This is a genomic window from Clostridium rhizosphaerae, assembly GCF_016765585.1.
Lineage (GTDB): Bacteria > Bacillota > Clostridia > Clostridiales > Clostridiaceae > Clostridium_AT > Clostridium_AT rhizosphaerae.
Genome location: NZ_JAESWC010000014.1, coordinates 114,554 through 131,249, shown reverse-complemented (window position 1 = coordinate 131,249; position 16,696 = coordinate 114,554). Strand labels below are relative to the sequence as shown.

The following is a 16,696-nucleotide window of genomic DNA, read 5'->3' as shown; positions in this document are numbered from 1 at the left end:
AGAGAGTGTTAATGAACTTTAGGAATAAAAAGTTTTTTAGAAAGATACTAAAGACATCTAATGTAGACGATTCCAAGTACTCTTTATATTCTGTAATAAATTATACCAGTATATTATGTCTGGCTGTTCATTTAATTTTACTTACTGTATTTTTTATTCTGGGGATTAAATATTTAGCTGCATTTAATATGTTTAGCTGTATAATTTATGCCATGGCCTTTTTTATTAATAGAAGAGGATTTCACGGTTATGCTGTAGTTCTAGCTATTTGCGAGGTTGTTGGACATGCAACTCTAGCTATTATGTTTCTTGGATGGCCCAGCGGATTTCACTATTACATATTAAGCTTGGTTCCGCTTTTATTTTTTTCTAAAGATATAAGTAGGCCTGGAAAAGTTATTTTAAATATTTTATTTTGTGTAGTATATATAGTTCTTGGTTATTATTCTGCGGCAAATAATGCAATAGTTAATCTGAGTGCTAAGACACTAAATGTTTTTAATAATTATAATATAATTGTTACTTTTTCATCCTTATCATTTTTAGCCTATTATTATTGTATGGCTGTAGAAAAAGCCGATAAAAGACTTCGAAAGGCAAACAGAAGGCTTGAAGTTTTAGCTGATACGGATCCTTTGACAGGGCTTTTAAATCGAAGGAAGATAATTGATGAAATAAATAAAAATATAAATGAATTTAAAAAGACGGGAAAGAACTTTGTGTTAGTAATGGCAGATATTGATAATTTCAAATCTTTTAATGACAATTATGGACATAATTGCGGTGATTTAGTTGTAACTACTTCTGGTGCAATTATGAAAAGCCAGTTGTTTAATGGTGGAAAGATTTCCAGGTGGGGAGGAGAGGAATTTTTAATCCTTCTTCCAAATTGTAATATTAAGAGAGGAAAGGAACTGGCGGAAAAGCTTAGAAAAAGTGTACAAGATACTACTGTAATATATAAAGAGACAAAAGTATCAATTACAATGACTTTTGGGGTAAGTGAATATAATTCTAATATTGATATTGAAGAAGCAGTTGGAAATACTGATAGAGCATTATATGAGGGGAAACGCAAGGGTAGAAACTGTGTTGTAGCTTAAAAGGCAGAGTGCCAAGGATTTGCTTGCATACTCTGTTTTTTAATTTATCAAAATAAAGCAGATAACGTTTACTATATGCAAGAATCTTGATATAATAAGTTAATAAACATAAGATTTTGGCAATTTTGAAGAGAGGATGACACAAAAATGAGACTTACAATAAAACGAAAACTAATATTTGCTTTTAGTTTAATTATTTTACTTTTGATTAGTCTTGGAATATATTCGCTTAAAACAATTTATACTGTTAATAATTCCTCAAAGATTATTGCAAATGAATGGCTCCAAAGAATGGATTATGCTCATTCTATAAACACTTTAATATCAAATTTTTCAGTTGCTGAAAATAAACATATAAGCCTAAATTATAAATCAGAAAAGGCTGATGTTGATAAACAGATTGATGGAATAAATGAGGAGATTAAGAGGAATCTGGCAGCCTATGAAAAGCTTATAACAACCGAAGAGGATAGAAGCATGTTTAACTCAATTAAAGCTGACATAGATAGCATGAATGAGATATATGGAAGAATAAAGCCTCTCAGTTTGGAACTTAAGACAGCAGAGCCTCAATCTATAGCTTCAAGAGAAGCTAGGTTAAATTTTGATATTTTATCAAATAAATTGATGCAGCTTGTTAAATATAATAGAGATCATGCCACAGAAGCAAGCAATGAAGCAAATAAGCTTTTTAATAAAGCAGAATTTATATTAATAGGAATAGTTGTTGCCGCAGTGATATTTTCAATAATAGCTGGACTAGCTATCATTGTATCTATTACAAAGCCACTTGGAAAGTTAAGAAAAAGCTTAGTTGTGCTAGCTGAAAGCGGGGGAGATTTAACTCGAAAAATAGATATAAGTTCAAAGGATGAGATAGGTGATTTAGCTCAAGGGGTTAATCAATTTATCGAGAATATAAGAGAAATAATGACTGATGTAAATTTCTGTTCTAAAAATGTGGAAGAAGCTTCTGATAAGGTTTCTACTCTTCTTGGATCATTAAGAACAATCGTTGAGGATACATCTGATACAATAGAGAATTTAAGCTCTGGTATGCAGGAAACTGCTGCTACAGCAGAAGAGATCGGAGCTTCCTCAAATAATATTGAAGCTAATGTAGGATTTCTGACTGAAAAGGCTCAGAGCGGTTCGAAGGAAGCTATACAGATAAGCTATAGAGCCAAGACTCTTAAGGATAATGCGTTAAAATCAAGCTATAGTGCACAGGAAATATATAGAGAAACCAAAGAGAAGCTTGAAGAGGCAATAAGAAAGACAAAAACTGTTGAGCAAATAAATGTACTTTCTAATACTATACTTGAAATATCTGATCAGACTAATTTGCTGGCGTTAAATGCAGCTATTGAAGCCGCAAGAGCAGGAGAGGCAGGAAAAGGTTTTGCTGTAGTTGCGGATGAGATTAGAAATTTAGCTGAAAATTCGAAAAATGCAGTAGTAGAAATTCAAAAAGCGGCCTCTCAGGTTATAATGTCTGTAGAAAATCTTTCGGACAGCTCCAAAAAAATAATGAACTTTATAGATTCAAGCATAACTAAGGATTATGACGGAATGATTGAGACAGGAGAGCAATATAATAATGATGCTGATTTTGTTGCTGGACTGGTTACAAACATAAATGAAACAGCTGAAGAGTTAGAGGCGGCAGTTGGAGATATTATTAAGGCTATAGATGGAGTTGCAAGTACTATGAATGAAGGTGCTGAAGGAACTCAAGACATGGCTAAAAGGGTAGCAGATATCGCAGGAAAGGTGAATGAAGTTCAGGAACATACGGATATAAGCAATATTAGTGCTAAGGCGTTAAAAGAAGCTATAGAGAAGTTTACTATATAAATGTAAAAACTAGACTAAAGTTAAATAGTCTAGTTTTTTGTATTTATAAGAGATATGAATAATTGAAAAAATATATTATATTATAGGTATTAAGATAGTAAGTTTATAAGGAGAGAGCTTATGAGTAATTTTGTTAAACCAGATTGGCTTTATGAGCATATTGATGATAATAATCTTGTAGTAGTTGATTGCAGAGCCGATTTATATGATAGGGACTATGGGAAAAGATGTTATGAAGAGGGACATATTAGGAATGCGGTTTTTTTAGATGTAAAAAAAGACTTGTCTGGAGAGGTAAAAGAACATGGCGGCAGAAGTCCTCTACCAGATATAAAGATTTTAAAGTTTAAGCTGGAGGCGGCAGGTATAGGTAATGATAAAATAGTTGTTGCTTATGACGAGGGTGCTTTAGCAGGAGCAGAAAGATTTTGGTGGATACTTAAATACTTAGGACATGAGAAAGTATATGTTCTTAATGGAGGAATAAAGGCCTGGATAAGGAAAGGCTATGAATTGACTAAAGAAATTCCAGCAGCAAAGCATGCAAATTTTAATGTGAGTTTAAATAAAAATATAATAACAGATGTCTTTGAAGTTAAAGATAACATGGGTAAGAATGACTTTGTTATAGTAGATTCGAGGGCACCTGAAAGGTATAGAGGTGAAGTTGAGCCTATTGATAAAAAGGCAGGACATATACCTGGTGCTAAAAATTATTATTGGAAAGAAGTGCTTAATGATAAGCTTGAGTTCAAAACGGATGTTGAACTTAAAAAACGATTTAGTGAACTTGAAAAGTATGAAGAAATAGTTCTTCAATGCGGCTCCGGTATTGATGGCTGCGGTAATTTTATTGCAATGGATGAAATAGGTTTTAAACCTAAGTTATATGTAGGAAGCTGGAGCGATTGGATAAGCTATGAAGAAAATCCAATTGTAAAAGAGGAAGAATAAGAAAGCTGAAGTTAGGTAAAATGCCTAACTTCAGCTTATTTTTTATTTGTGCTTATACTTATAGGAATGAGCAGCTAGATAGCCAAGTTTATATTCCAGCTTATTTTTAATAGTGAAAATTGTACTATAATAGCTTGCTGGAACAAGAATAAAGCTTGTTAGCTGATTATAAGTATTTTTGTCTTGTACGTACTCTTTAAAAAGGTCGTAGTTATTTTCAAAATACTCAAGTATATTATGAAGGTGTACTGCTTCTATAAAAGTTAAGTTTACCTTTTCAGTTTCTTTGGATACTTGATTTTGTAGCTTATTTAGCAGTGTTGTTATACATTCTTTTTCCATGTGTGTTAGTTCATTACATTGATTTTTCTCCATTTCTTCATTAGCAATGCCTATGACGTTGCTGATGAAATGAAGTGACTCTCCAAAGGTAATTCTGACTTCCCTATCTCTTAAAGTTTGGAAATAGCTGATTTCTCTTACACTTTTGATAGTCATGATTATCTCCCCCTATTTTTGTGCAATAAAAATGCACATTTTTAGTACAGGCAGTAATTTTGTACAAGCCTGTAATTTTTTTCTATATTATAATTTATGCTGTGAAAAGCATTACATAGTATATTTCTACAAAAAATAATAAAATCCTTTTTATGATAATACAAAAATTACTTAGGATAAAAAATTTAGTACAGAAAAAAATAAGTTATAGCACAGAATTTTGCAAAAGGATGTGAAGGCATGAAAGGAAACTTTGTTAAAGATATTAAAAATGATGAATATATAGAAGGCAGCTTTATGATAATGAAGAGGCTGTTTAATGAAGGTAAAAGGCTAGAGGCTTATATAGGAGATAAGACTGGAGATGTTAAGGTTTGTATACAAAATTCCGATAACCTGAAGGTTGGAGATGTTATATATATAAAAGCTTCTAATAATAATGGGTTTCAGGTTAGGGAATATAAGAAGAAAACTAATTACGATTTAAATGATTTTCTTCCGGCAATCAGTAAGCCTATAGATGAAATAATGGAAGAGATGCAAGATATGTCTGAGGAAGAATTTAAAAGTGAGGAATGTAAAACTTTAAATGATTATTTTTTTAGCAATAAAGATTTTGTGGAAAGCTTTAAAAGAGGAATTGGAGGTCTTAATCAGCATCATAACTATATAGGCGGATTAGCAGAACATACTTTAAATGTAATGTATATGACAAAAACAATGGCTTATAGATATGACTGCCTTCATAAGGATATAGCAATACTTGCAGCGAAACTCCATGATATAGGAAAAACTGTAGAGTACAACGTAGAAGGACCTTTTTCAGTATCCATGAGAGGTGAAATGGAAGGCCATATTGTGATAGGAATAACAATGCTTGAGGAGGCCTTTAACGCTGGTGGAAAAATTTATTCAGAGGATTTTAAAAACCGAATAAGAGGCTGCGTGGTTCAGCATCATGGAAAAGTAGAATACGGATCTCCAAAGGTTCCTAATACCGAAGAGGCCTATATTGTTCATTATGCTGATTTTATTGATGCAACTATGAATAAGGTTGGACAGATTAGGGATGGAGTAGAGCCAGGAAGCTGGACGGAGTATGATAGAAGAATTGGTACGAAACTTTATATTTAAATTAGAATTAAGAATGTAGGAACTGCCATGAAAACACCTTAACCTACCACGCTAAGTTTAGCTGTTTTCTAGCAGCTCCTATACTTTTTATTGTTATTAATTTACATTTCCAGAATCTCTTAAGTTAACCAAACCTTCCGGATAAGGAGAAAGTATAGTTTGTCTAAGGATATACTCCTGTTGATATTCGATTGCATAGCTTTTTAAAAGGTGAATAAGTACACTTAATGGTATTTTATTTTCTCTGTAGCTTTCTAGCGTTTCTAGAAAAAAAGCTCTTTCTTTAGGTGAAAGTTTATCAGAAAAATAACCAAAAATATGCTGAAGAGCATTTATTATGCTTGTATATCTAGGCGCCCTAGCAAAAGCCAAGGCTAAGTGCTCCTCATACTCTTTCATTATATTTTTAAAATCCTTTTTATCATGATTTGCAATTATTCTTCCGAGTACTTTTTGTTCCTTTTGATTATAAGCCATTAAAAGATATTTATTATCGCTTTGAAATTTAACTAAATCAGCAAGAGTTTTAATTTGTCTAAGTGAAAAGAAAGTAAAAAGCTTAGTTAAAAAATGTTCTCTTATTTTAAAGTTAGTAAGGCGCCCTTCTTCCTCAATGGCTTTAGAAGGAAACTTATCCTTAACAGTTCTCGCAAATAATCCTGATCCTTTTATAGAACCAACAGCTTTTTCTTTTCCAAGATATATTTTAACATTTTTAGTTCCACAAGAAGGTGAACGTCCTTTTAATATAAAGCCATCTATTTCAGGAAGCTTTGATAAAAATTCTTCTGAAAATTTAAGCATATCTTTAGTAAGTTCTCTACCGGTAGAAGGTTGAAAAAGTTTTATCTCATCATCTTCCAATACAAGTCTGATAGTCTCTCTTGGTATAGGAAGTCCGATACCTACTTCAGGACAGACTGTTATATAATTAACATAATTACCAAGCTCTTTAACAAACTTATCAGGTATAGTATCACCGTTGTATCTGCATTTTGCAAAGCCTAGACATTTGCTTACTATCACAGTTGGTTTAGAATTGATCATTTTTAATCTCCTAATTATAATTATTATCTTGTTAATAACTTATATTATATAAACAACAGCTGAGAATGAAAAATGTATTGAACATGTATTTTCTAGTTAAATATTTTTATATATTTTAATTTTAGCAAAAATGGATTAGTATATGCAAAATATAATATTTGCTTAATGTCGAATGAATTATCTGTAAAATATATTGATTTATGTATAAAAAACAATTAATATGTAAAATGCAGGGATAATTTGTCAACTTAAGTCAAAAATAGTGTGTATAACTTGTACTGTTAATTTGGAGGATTATAAAATATGACCATAAAGTCCATTAGAAGGATATTCATGATAAGCTGTTTCTTTAATGTTCCATTATCAATTTTACTTATTTATCAATTTGTTTGGAGTTTATTTAAGTTAGGTAATAACAGCTATACAATAATATCTTTAGCTGAATTATTTCTTTATATAAGTAGTAATATAATTTTAGCAGTTATAATGAAAAATCTGCATTTAGAGGAAGAACAGCTATTAGGGATGTATCAAAAGGGTGAGAAATTGAACGATTTAATTATTAAAAATACTCCTAGTGGACTTATAATACTTAGCAATAAGGGAATAATTGAATATTTAAATCCTGCTATAATAAAAATACTTGGCTCAGATGAAGCCTTAGGACAGAATATACTTGATATTGACTCAATAAAAAATAATTTTATATATAGGAATATAGTATCTGCACTTGCAGGAAAAAGCAGTGTAATGTTCGGATTAAACTATGTAACAAATATAACTAAGGAAAATAGAGTTTTTAATACATATATTGATGCAGTAGTTAATGAAAACAAGGTTTCAAAAGTGATAATTCATATTCATGATGTAACTAAAGAGGTTGAATTAAAAAATGAAATAGAATCTACATTTTTATCAACAATAGAAGCTTTAGCAGAATCTATTGATGCAAAGGATACTTATACTGGAAGACATTCTTCAAATGTATTAAAATATACTTCTAAAATGTGTGAAGTGCTAGAGATAGATGATAAGCATAAAGAAAATATAAAGATAGCAGCAACTATACATGATATAGGTAAAATTGGGATAACAGACAGTATATTAAAAAAGCCTGATAAGCTTACTAATGAAGAGTATGAAATAATGAAAGATCATCCCGTTATTGGATCCAGTATAGTTGGAAAAATACATGGCTATAAAAAGATCAGCAATATAATAAAATACCATCATGAAAGATGGGACGGAAGGGGATACCCGGAAGGAATAAAGGAAGATGAGATTCCTTTGGGAGCGCAGATTATTGCAATAGCAGATGCATTTGATGCCATGACATCAAATAGAGTTTATAGAAAAAGTCTAGGATACGAGAGAGCTGTACAGATTTTAATAGAAGAAAAGGGAAGACAGTTTAATTCAGAGTTGGTAGAGTTGTTTATAGATGTACTTCAGAGTTCAGGTGAGGAACTGCTTGAGATAGGTTGAATTTAATAGACATACAAAAAGCACAGAGCAATAGTCTGTGCTTTTTGTATGTCTAATTATCCTTTAAGGCTCCACGCTTTGATAAGTTGAAACTACATAATCAAATTCTTCAGCATCGCTTATTTCACCATAGGTATCTTCAGTAATTCCAGGATAATAGTAAAGAACAAATTTTTCATCGGTTCTTATATTTTCTATAATAATATATTTTTGATCTTTAATAACATCCTGTAGTGTTGCAAGCACTTTGTGTCTATCTACATCACCAGTTCTATCATTATTAAGTGTAAGTATCCAATTATCGTGGAAAGTTACATTTATTCTTTCATGATCGCAATATACTATTTTTGAATTTTCTCGGCAGCCAAGACAGCCGTCAAATTTACTTTCGGTGCAGTTTCTGTGAACACACTGACTGCAGTGTTCGAGCTGATTAAGTGCTTCGAAATTATCTTTTTTATAAGAATTCAATAAATCAATATATTTGTCATCATTAAAGAAATTTAAGAAACCGCCTTTTTTATGAGCTTCTCTTTCTGCTGATTCAACTAAATCAATATATTTTTTTAAAACAGGAAGCTTGGTAACATATTTTCTTCTGTTAAGATCTTCTTTATCTACAAAAGGAGATATATTATCTACAGCGTAGGTAAGGTCAACATAGACCTTACCATAACGCTCCTTTTCATGCTTTAAAAACGCTTCTGCTCTTCCCATTACATCACCTATTGCTGTTTATATTTTTTAAGTTCTTCTTCTAAGTCAACTTCTTCAAGCTTTTTAAATTCATCTTCAAGAGTGTTGTCTGTTTTTAATTCGCCAAGACCTTCAGCATAAGATTCTTTCTTTTGAATTTTTCTTTCAATATCATCCATGTTTATTTTATTGTTCTTTGTATCAACATTTGCAAGAATCTCATTTACCTTGCCAGTAGCTTCTGCATTGTTATATCTAGCAGCAGCTTCATCTCGGTATCTTCTTGTCTGCTCGATTTCTTCATCAAGCTCTCTAAGCTTAGTTTTAATAGCTTCAGCTTTTGCACGAGCATCTTCGTAGCTTGATTTTAAGCTTGAATAGTTTTTATCAGCTTCAAGTTTTTTAGCAAGAGCTTTTTTAGCTAATTCTTCATCGCTTTTACCCATTGCAAGTCTTACTTTGTTGTCCCAATCCTTAGATTCCTTTTCTGCAGTTTCCATTTTCTTTTCAATTTCATGAACATTTCCTAAGATTTGTGCTGATGAAAGCTTAGCAGTGTTTAAACTCTCTTCCATGTCTCTGATTTTTTGATCTAATAGCTCAACTGGATTTTCCATGTCGTCTATTGCATTGTTCACCTTTGCCCTTAAGATATTTGATATTCTGTCGAATACTCCCATTTTTAAAATCCTCCTTTAAAATCGTCTTTTTGAATTTTTAATTATTTTTAAAATTATTATTATAACTATTATTATTATGATAAATCTAAGAAGTCCGGAAAAAAAACTGCCTACTATATGGCCGGGGCCGCTGTAGTAGCTTCCAAAAGGGGTACTGTAATGTCTTGTTGTTCCCCATGGAATAGGAATAGGTATTGGTATAATACTTCGCTTTGTACCGCTTGAGCTATAGCTTTCTGAAGAAGAATTATTTGTACTGCTTCCTGAAGAGCTTGAGCTTCCGGGGAAAGATTTTGGTGTACTGAAGCTTCCAGATTTAAAACCTCCAGAAGATGATTTAGTACTAGAACTTGAACTTCCGGAAGATTTACTACTGGAACTTGAACTTCCAGAAGATTTTGGAGTACTAAAACTTCCTGATTTAATGCCTCCCGAAGAAGACTTTGGAGTACTAAAGCTGCTGGATGATTTTGATCCGCTGCTAAAGCTGCTGGATTTAAAACTGCTTCCACCCTTTGGAGCGGCATAAACAATGTAGCTGTCTTTTTCTGCTGTAAACTTACTAAACATACCTGGTGTTATAATATCTATTGATACAAACAGAAAAGCCAAAATTAAGCTAAAAATAAGTTGTCGTTTTTTTCTAATTTTCTTCACCCCCAAGAAAGATTAATACATTATATTACAATTATACCATGTGCTCTTCAAACTTCATATTCATATGTATTAATCAGCTCATGTTTTTATTATATAGTATGTATTACTGTATTACAAATTAAATATAAACCTATATTGCATAATAAACAACCATTTATCCAGTAAAAGATTGACTAATCTCTATCAATCTTTTAATTTCTATAAATATCTCGATATTTCATAATAGATATTTATAAAATATAACTTGTAATAAGTTTAAATATACCGTATAATCTAAGTAAGGACATAACATAATCCTTGGGAAAGAATTGATAATATACAAGGAGGCAAATTTATGGAAAAGAATAATGAATTCGATATCGAATATATTAAAAAGATAGCAAGTGATATAGCGCAAAATACTGTTGTTTCCTACGAGGATTTACCTCGTTATGATTTATTCCTATCGCAAGTAATCGATTACTTGAATGATAAGTTTGAAGATGAGAAATATACCAGCAATATTGTACAGAATTATATAAAAGGTGAAGTTATATCAAAACCTGATGATGGCAAGAAGAGGGGTTATACGAAGGATCATTTGGCACAGCTATTGCTTTTAAGTTATATGAGGCCAATACTTACCACAGAAGAAATTAAAAAAGTGTTTGGGCTTGCTTTTAATAACATTAATAATAGAAACGATGATATATTATCCTGGGAAAAAGCTTATAAGATTTTTTCTAATCTGCAAGCAGAAATGTTTAATGATTTTCTATCCGAAAATCATTTTAAGGAGTCTAAACTTAAAGATATTATTAAAGATAACAGCTTAAAAGGTTCTGACGAGGAAAGGATTTTAGTATTCCTTATAGTTATGTCTCTTATAGCTCAGGCGAGTGCTATTAAAAAGCTGGCTAGAAAAATAGTTGATGAATATAATCAGGGTTAGATAAAACCCGCCAAAGTTCTTATAATAACTTTGGCGGGTTTTTTAATTTTTTGAATTAACAATATTATAGTATGAGCTCACAGTCAAGAAGTAGTAAATCATATAAATGATTGAATAAGCACTAATTGTAAGTATTATTGGTATTGTTAAATTTGTATTGATTGTCTTTCCTAAAAGGGTTGAAGCAACCAGGCTATGCATTATACCAATAGCTAAGGGCAGTGCAAATATCATGAATATCTGCTTTTTGATTGAGGCTCTGATTTCATTATTTGTTACTCCGATATTTCTAAGAATTTTATATCTATTTTTATCTTCGTTAGCCTCTGATAGCTGTTTGAAGAATATTATGCTTCCTGTAGCAACTAGGAAAAGTAATCCTAAGAAAGCCCCAATAAATATTATTACTCCTGAAAAGCTAAGTCCGGATACATATTGATCGTAATATGATGTAAACTTAATAAAATCTCCATTGAATTTTGTGAATTCTTTAGGTATCATTCCCTCAAGTTCCTTAGTAAGATCTTTACTGTCCTTTTTATTAGCTGTAATGTATCCCTTTATTCTATACACATTGTCATCCTTACGATAACTATTATAAACCTCATCCTTTACAACAATAGCTTCATTAATCATACCATTGTTTGCTAGTGAATAATTTTTACAATCAACTATTTTTATAGATTTGCCATCAATTATAATAGTATTTCCTGTATATGAATTCATAAAAGCTTTTCTATAATAGGGATCGAATACAACAGTTTCATCAGCACCATTTAATTTGATTTTATCTTTAATGCCCCACGCATTTATAATTTCGTTATACTTGCTTTCCGACACCATATAGAAGCTGGTTTTATTTGATGGCGAAGTATGATTTGACTTCATGACATTAGGCCAGGTTCCGTTTACTTTTACAAAATTAATATCTACAGATGAAAGAAGCTTATTGTTTGGATGCTTTGCAATTGTATCTTCTACCTTTTTATATAAGGTGTCATCATTACCTGCTAAGGCATAAGTAAAAGCATAACCTTTCTCAAGAGTATTGGAATAGTCATAATAAAAGCTTGAACTTACCTCCATAGCTGTAAGAGTCGTTGCACTAAGTACCGCTATAGTGGCTAAGGTTCTTGCACTGGCTTTTATTCTGTAAAGCATTTGAGAAGTTCCTATCATATTTATTCCTTTATAGTATCTCTTCTTGTTTTTCTTTGCCAGCTTTATAATATATAAGGTTAAGGAAGAGAAAAGCATGAATGTACCTATTACAGTTAAAATCAGAGTAATAAATACTGATAATACACCAAACAGAAGAAGTCCTTTAGTATATATTAAGTAACCTCCTCCAATAAATAATACGGAACCTATAGATAAAATAATAGAAGCCTTTGGTTCTTTTTCACCTAGATTTTCAGCTTTAAAAAGTTCTATTAGTTTAAACCTATAAATTAATCTATATCCATGAATGGATGTAGCTAAAAATAGCACGGCAAAGACTATTGATGTGTTTAAAATTGCCTTTGATGATACCATGAATACAATGTCTGCTGAAAAACCCATAAGCTTAACTAGTAACATTATGAATAATTTTGAAAGAAGACCTCCGATGAAGATTCCGCAAATTAGGGCTGCTATACCCATAACTATATTTTCATAGAATAGCATTCTGCCAATTTGTTTTTTTCTAATGCCAAGAAGAGAATATAGCGCAATTTCTTTTTTTCTCTTTTTAGTAAAGAAAGAATTTGAATACCATATAAATATTGCTACAAACACAGCAATAACTACTGCAGCACAATTAAAAACAACTGAAATTTTCATGGAAGAGCCTGCAAGCTCTTGAACCTGAGTATTATATTGTATAGAAGTAAAAGTAAAATAAATCATTATGCTGAATATCATTGAAAGAAAGTATAAAAAATAGTTATAAAAGTTTCGTTTTATATTTTTAAAGGCTATATTAAATAGACCCACTTAAAATCAATCCTTTCTTTTATTACATATCATCAAGCCCGCCGCCTAAGGTTTTTAATACATCTAATATTTTTTGGAAGAATTCTTTGCGTGAAGAACCACGAACAAGCTCAGTAAACAGTAAACCATCCTTTATAAAAATTATTCTCTTGCAATAGCTTGCTGCAAAGGCATCATGAGTTACCATCATTATTGTTGCATTATTATTTTCATTTAAATCATTAAGTGACTGAAGAAGTTCTGTAGAGGACTTTGAGTCTAAGGCTCCCGTAGGTTCATCTGCAAGTACGAGTGCAGGTTTATTTATAATAGCTCTTGCGGCAGCAGTCCTTTGCTTTTGTCCACCGGATATTTCATAAGGGTACTTATTTAAAATATCATCAATTCCAAGACTGATAGAAACCTCTTTAAGCCTATTTTCAATCTCTTTAATATTCACTTTTGAAAGCGTTAATGGAAGTATAATATTTTCTTTAACTGTTAAGGTATCTAATAAGTTAAAGTCCTGAAATATAAAACCTAGCTTATTTCTTCTAAACAGTGATAGCTTTTCTTCATTCATTCTTACGATATCATCTCCGCCGATCGTAACGGTACCGCTGCTTGGTTTGTCTATAGTTGAAATTATATTTAAAAGTGTAGTTTTGCCTGCACCGGAAGGCCCCATTATTCCAACAAATTCACCTTCTCTAATATTTAAGTTTATATCATGAAGTGCGGTATATACGTTTCCCCTTGATCCATAAACCTTCTTTAAATTTTTAGCTACTAAAACATCGCTCATATATATTCCTCCCTATAGTCGGAAGCACTGAGTAATTTAAAACTCTCGCTCCGCTCGAAAATTACTCGTAAAAGCCCATTTAGGGTTTTTACCTCCGTATATGTGTTTTCAAATCTTACAATACTATTGTATATGTTTAGTATATATAGTACCATTTTTTTAGCTTACAAAAACACAAACTAAGCTTACATTTCTGTCACATTTGTGGGATTATCATAACCTATTTAAATATATAAATATACAAATATTTGCTCATTCTATGCGGGTTCAAGAGGTATTCTATAAACTGATTTAGAACACAACATTCTTAAGTAGTGAAGTAATATAAGAATTATATTGAAATTATACTGTTAGTTGGTATAAAATGGTTTAAAGATACAAATATGTACTTTGGAGGCTATGATGAAAAAAGAATTTAAGGTAATAAGATCGTTTAATAATAATGTTGTTTATTGCATAGATAAAGATTCAGGCAAAGAATGTATTCTTGTTGGCAGCGGGGTAGGGTTTAATGCTAAAGAGAATAAGCCTCTAAAAAATGAGGAAAGGGTAGAAAAGATATTTTATTTAGCTGATGAGAATAATAAATATAGATTCGCAGGAATGTCTAGAGAGATAGACAAGGATATAATAGGCGTTACTGAAGAAGTAATATTGATGGCGGTTAAGGAATTAAATAAAGATATTGATGAAAGAATACATATTACACTTCTTGATCACATATCTTTTACAATAGATAGATATAATAATGGCATAGATATTATTAATCCTTTTTTAGCAGAGATTAAGAGTCTTTACAGAGAAGAGTATATGATAGCATTAAAAGCTCTTGAAAAGATTAATGGGAGATTTAATATTACCTTACCTGCAGATGAGGTGGGATTTATTGCAATGCATCTTCATGCTGCAGTTAACAAGCAGGATATTTCACGAACTGCCCAAAGTACTACCATAATAAATGATGTTATAAATCTTATGGAGGAGAAAACAGGGAATAAAATTGATAAGGAAAGCATAGATTATGTTAGGCTTATAACTCATGTTAGATTTGCTTTAGACAGAGTTGAAAAGAAAATACCTATAACAAATATACTTTTATCTGATATAAAACAAAAATTTGCAGAGTCTTATAATTTGGCAGTAGAAATTGCTAAAGAAGTTGAAAGAGTGTATAAAATAATACTTCCAGACGATGAAATAGGATATTTAGCAATTCATATTGAACAAATTTTTAGGAACATACATAAAAGTTATTGACATAATCGTTTTCATGTTATAAAATAAAGTTACAAAAATAAATAAAAAATAGCGTGTTACTGTTCGGCAGGCATGAGCTAAAAGAGATTTATCGTAAATCGGTTTAATCTTTTTTAGCTCTTTATTTTTTATAAAAATATTATATAAGGAGGTTAAAGTCCTAAATGGACTTTAACGGGCAATCTGGCGAATGTGAATGAGCCTGCATTGATTGCCCCGTGTTCCGAAAAAAAGGAGGAATCATTTATGGCTAATTCAAACACACCAAAAGTTATCGCAGAAGCCATCCTTGAAAAGGTTGGCGGGAAAAACAACATTGCATCTGTGGCATACTGTATGACTAGACTTAGAGTTGTGCTAAAGGATGGAAGCTCAGCTGACAAGGAAGGGCTTAAGAAAGTTGAAGGAGTTATGGGCCTTGTTGAACAAGGAGGACAACTTCAAATTGTTTTAGGACCAGGAAGAGTTACAAAGGTTGCAAATGAAGTTGGAGAAATAACAGGACTTAAAGTTGGAGAAGTTGATGAAGCAACTGTAAGAAAAGAAGAAATAAAAGCTAAAAACAATACTCCATTTAAGAATTTGCTCAAGAAAATATCAAGTATATTTATACCACTTATTCCAGCATTCATAGGTTGTGGTCTTGTAACAGGAATATTAAATATTATTATAAAGTTTGATGCTGGTTTTGCTGCTAGTCCAACAGGAAAAATACTTGTTATAATAGGTAACTCAATATTCTGGGGACTTAACTTATTTGTAGGTGTTAACGCTGCTAAAGAATTTGGTGGTTCTCCAATGCTTGGTGGTGCAATGGCTGCAATACTTACACATCCTAATCTTTCAACTGTTACTATTGGTGGAAAAGCATTAGTTCCAGGCAGAGGCGGAGTTATAGCTGTACTTATAGTTGTAGCTTTCAGCAGCTGGCTTGAAAGAAAAGTTAGAAAAGTTATTCCAGAAATATTAGATCTTTTCGTTACTCCATTAATTGTTGTTTTGGTTGCTGGTTTTGTAGCACTCTTAGCACTTCAACCACTTGGAGGAGTTATATCAGACTCTATAGGAACTGCTGTTAAAACTGCTATTAGCGGTGGAGGAGCATTCACTGGATTTATTTTAGGAGGAACCTTCTTACCTCTAGTTATGACAGGTTTGCATCAAGGATTAACTCCAATACATGCGGATCTTATTAAAACTACAGGACAGACATTACTTCTTCCAATACTAGCTATGGCTGGTGCAGGACAAGTTGGAGCAGCAATAGCTGTACTTGTTAAAACAAAGAATCAAAGATTGAAAAAGACTATATGGTCAGCTCTTCCAGTAGGAATACTTGGAGTTGGGGAACCATTAATATACGGTGTAACTTTACCACTTGGTAAACCATTCCTAGGAGCTTGTATAGGTGGTGCCTTTGGTGGAGCAGTTATGGCTGCTTTAGCTGTAGGAGCTAAGAGTATGGGATTATCAGGACTTCCACTTACTCTATTAGTTACTAAGCCTTTAGGATACTTAATTGGTGTTGTTGTTGCATATGCTGCTGGATTCATAGCTTCTTATGCATTAGGATTTGAAGATCCACAAGAATAAAATAAATAAAAGGATAGCACAATTAATATTAATAGAATATTTA

The 16,696-nt window shown here is 31.7% G+C and carries 15 protein-coding genes; 8 read left to right on the top strand and 7 right to left on the bottom strand.

Going from position 1 to position 16,696, the window contains the following annotated elements; all coding sequences use genetic code 11:
• Positions 1–11 precede the first annotated feature (11 nt).
• From JK636_RS16605 to JK636_RS16595, 3 genes are all read left to right on the top strand, one after another.
• Positions 12–1,103, top strand: a complete 1,092-nt coding sequence (locus JK636_RS16605) for a GGDEF domain-containing protein (protein WP_202750117.1) — start codon at positions 12–14, stop codon at positions 1,101–1,103.
• 147 nt (positions 1,104–1,250) lie between these two features.
• Positions 1,251–2,960 (top strand): methyl-accepting chemotaxis protein, encoded by a 1,710-nt coding sequence (locus JK636_RS16600; protein WP_202750116.1) that lies wholly within the window; start codon positions 1,251–1,253, stop codon positions 2,958–2,960.
• A gap of 120 nt (positions 2,961–3,080) precedes the next feature.
• Complete coding sequence (locus JK636_RS16595) at positions 3,081–3,914, top strand: sulfurtransferase (protein WP_202750115.1); 834 nt, start codon at positions 3,081–3,083, stop codon at positions 3,912–3,914.
• 42 nt (positions 3,915–3,956) lie between these two features.
• Here the strand turns inward: JK636_RS16595 and JK636_RS16590 are convergent, their stop codons facing one another.
• Positions 3,957–4,412, bottom strand: coding sequence for a hypothetical protein (locus JK636_RS16590; protein ID WP_202750114.1), 456 nt, complete (start codon positions 4,410–4,412; stop codon positions 3,957–3,959).
• A gap of 240 nt (positions 4,413–4,652) precedes the next feature.
• Here JK636_RS16590 and JK636_RS16585 point away from each other — a divergent pair, with 240 nt between their 5' ends.
• The gene (locus JK636_RS16585; protein ID WP_202750113.1) at positions 4,653–5,546 is read left to right on the top strand and encodes an HD domain-containing protein; all 894 of its coding nucleotides are present in this window, start codon (positions 4,653–4,655) and stop codon (positions 5,544–5,546) included.
• A 96-nt stretch (positions 5,547–5,642) separates the two neighbouring features.
• On the opposite strand, the gene JK636_RS16580 is transcribed toward JK636_RS16585, so the two are convergent.
• Positions 5,643–6,593 carry a YbgA family protein gene (locus JK636_RS16580; RefSeq protein ID WP_202750112.1) on the bottom strand — a complete coding sequence of 317 codons (951 nt, stop codon included), beginning with the start codon at positions 6,591–6,593 and terminating at the stop codon, positions 5,643–5,645.
• A gap of 303 nt (positions 6,594–6,896) precedes the next feature.
• Between JK636_RS16580 and JK636_RS16575 the strand changes: the two genes are divergently transcribed.
• On the top strand, positions 6,897–8,078 hold the full coding sequence (locus JK636_RS16575; RefSeq protein ID WP_202750111.1) for an HD domain-containing phosphohydrolase: 1,182 nt from the start codon (positions 6,897–6,899) through the stop codon (positions 8,076–8,078).
• Positions 8,079–8,141: 63 nt separating this feature from the next.
• Here JK636_RS16575 and JK636_RS16570 read toward each other — a convergent pair whose 3' ends face one another.
• Genes JK636_RS16570 through JK636_RS16560 form a run of 3 tightly spaced genes read right to left on the bottom strand, consistent with a single transcriptional unit; the run spans position 8,142 to position 10,111 of the window.
• Positions 8,142–8,795: a DUF1292 domain-containing protein gene (locus JK636_RS16570; RefSeq protein ID WP_202750110.1), complete on the bottom strand. Its 654-nt coding sequence runs from the start codon at positions 8,793–8,795 to the stop codon at positions 8,142–8,144.
• Positions 8,796–8,803: 8 nt separating this feature from the next.
• Positions 8,804–9,454 (bottom strand): PspA/IM30 family protein, encoded by a 651-nt coding sequence (locus tag JK636_RS16565; protein ID WP_202750109.1) that lies wholly within the window; start codon positions 9,452–9,454, stop codon positions 8,804–8,806.
• A 15-nt stretch (positions 9,455–9,469) separates the two neighbouring features.
• A complete protein-coding gene (locus tag JK636_RS16560; protein ID WP_202750108.1) occupies positions 9,470–10,111 on the bottom strand; it encodes a hypothetical protein in 642 nt (213 codons plus the stop codon).
• A 334-nt stretch (positions 10,112–10,445) separates the two neighbouring features.
• Here JK636_RS16560 and JK636_RS16555 point away from each other — a divergent pair, with 334 nt between their 5' ends.
• Positions 10,446–11,042 carry a DUF1836 domain-containing protein gene (locus JK636_RS16555; protein ID WP_202750107.1) on the top strand — a complete coding sequence of 199 codons (597 nt, stop codon included), beginning with the start codon at positions 10,446–10,448 and terminating at the stop codon, positions 11,040–11,042.
• Between the two features lie 42 nt (positions 11,043–11,084).
• Here the strand turns inward: JK636_RS16555 and JK636_RS16550 are convergent, their stop codons facing one another.
• Positions 11,085–12,866 (bottom strand): FtsX-like permease family protein, encoded by a 1,782-nt coding sequence (locus tag JK636_RS16550; RefSeq protein ID WP_202750106.1) that lies wholly within the window; start codon positions 12,864–12,866, stop codon positions 11,085–11,087.
• 175 nt (positions 12,867–13,041) lie between these two features.
• Complete coding sequence (locus JK636_RS16545; RefSeq protein ID WP_202750105.1) at positions 13,042–13,803, bottom strand: ABC transporter ATP-binding protein; 762 nt, start codon at positions 13,801–13,803, stop codon at positions 13,042–13,044.
• 402 nt (positions 13,804–14,205) lie between these two features.
• On the opposite strand from JK636_RS16545, the gene JK636_RS16540 reads away from it, so the two are divergent.
• Together JK636_RS16540 and JK636_RS16535 are read left to right on the top strand one after the other, a co-directional pair.
• Positions 14,206–15,060 carry a BglG family transcription antiterminator gene (locus tag JK636_RS16540; RefSeq protein WP_202750104.1) on the top strand — a complete coding sequence of 285 codons (855 nt, stop codon included), beginning with the start codon at positions 14,206–14,208 and terminating at the stop codon, positions 15,058–15,060.
• A gap of 246 nt (positions 15,061–15,306) precedes the next feature.
• Positions 15,307–16,653, top strand: a complete 1,347-nt coding sequence (locus JK636_RS16535) for a PTS transporter subunit EIIC (RefSeq protein ID WP_202750103.1) — start codon at positions 15,307–15,309, stop codon at positions 16,651–16,653.
• Positions 16,654–16,696: the final 43 nt, after the last annotated feature.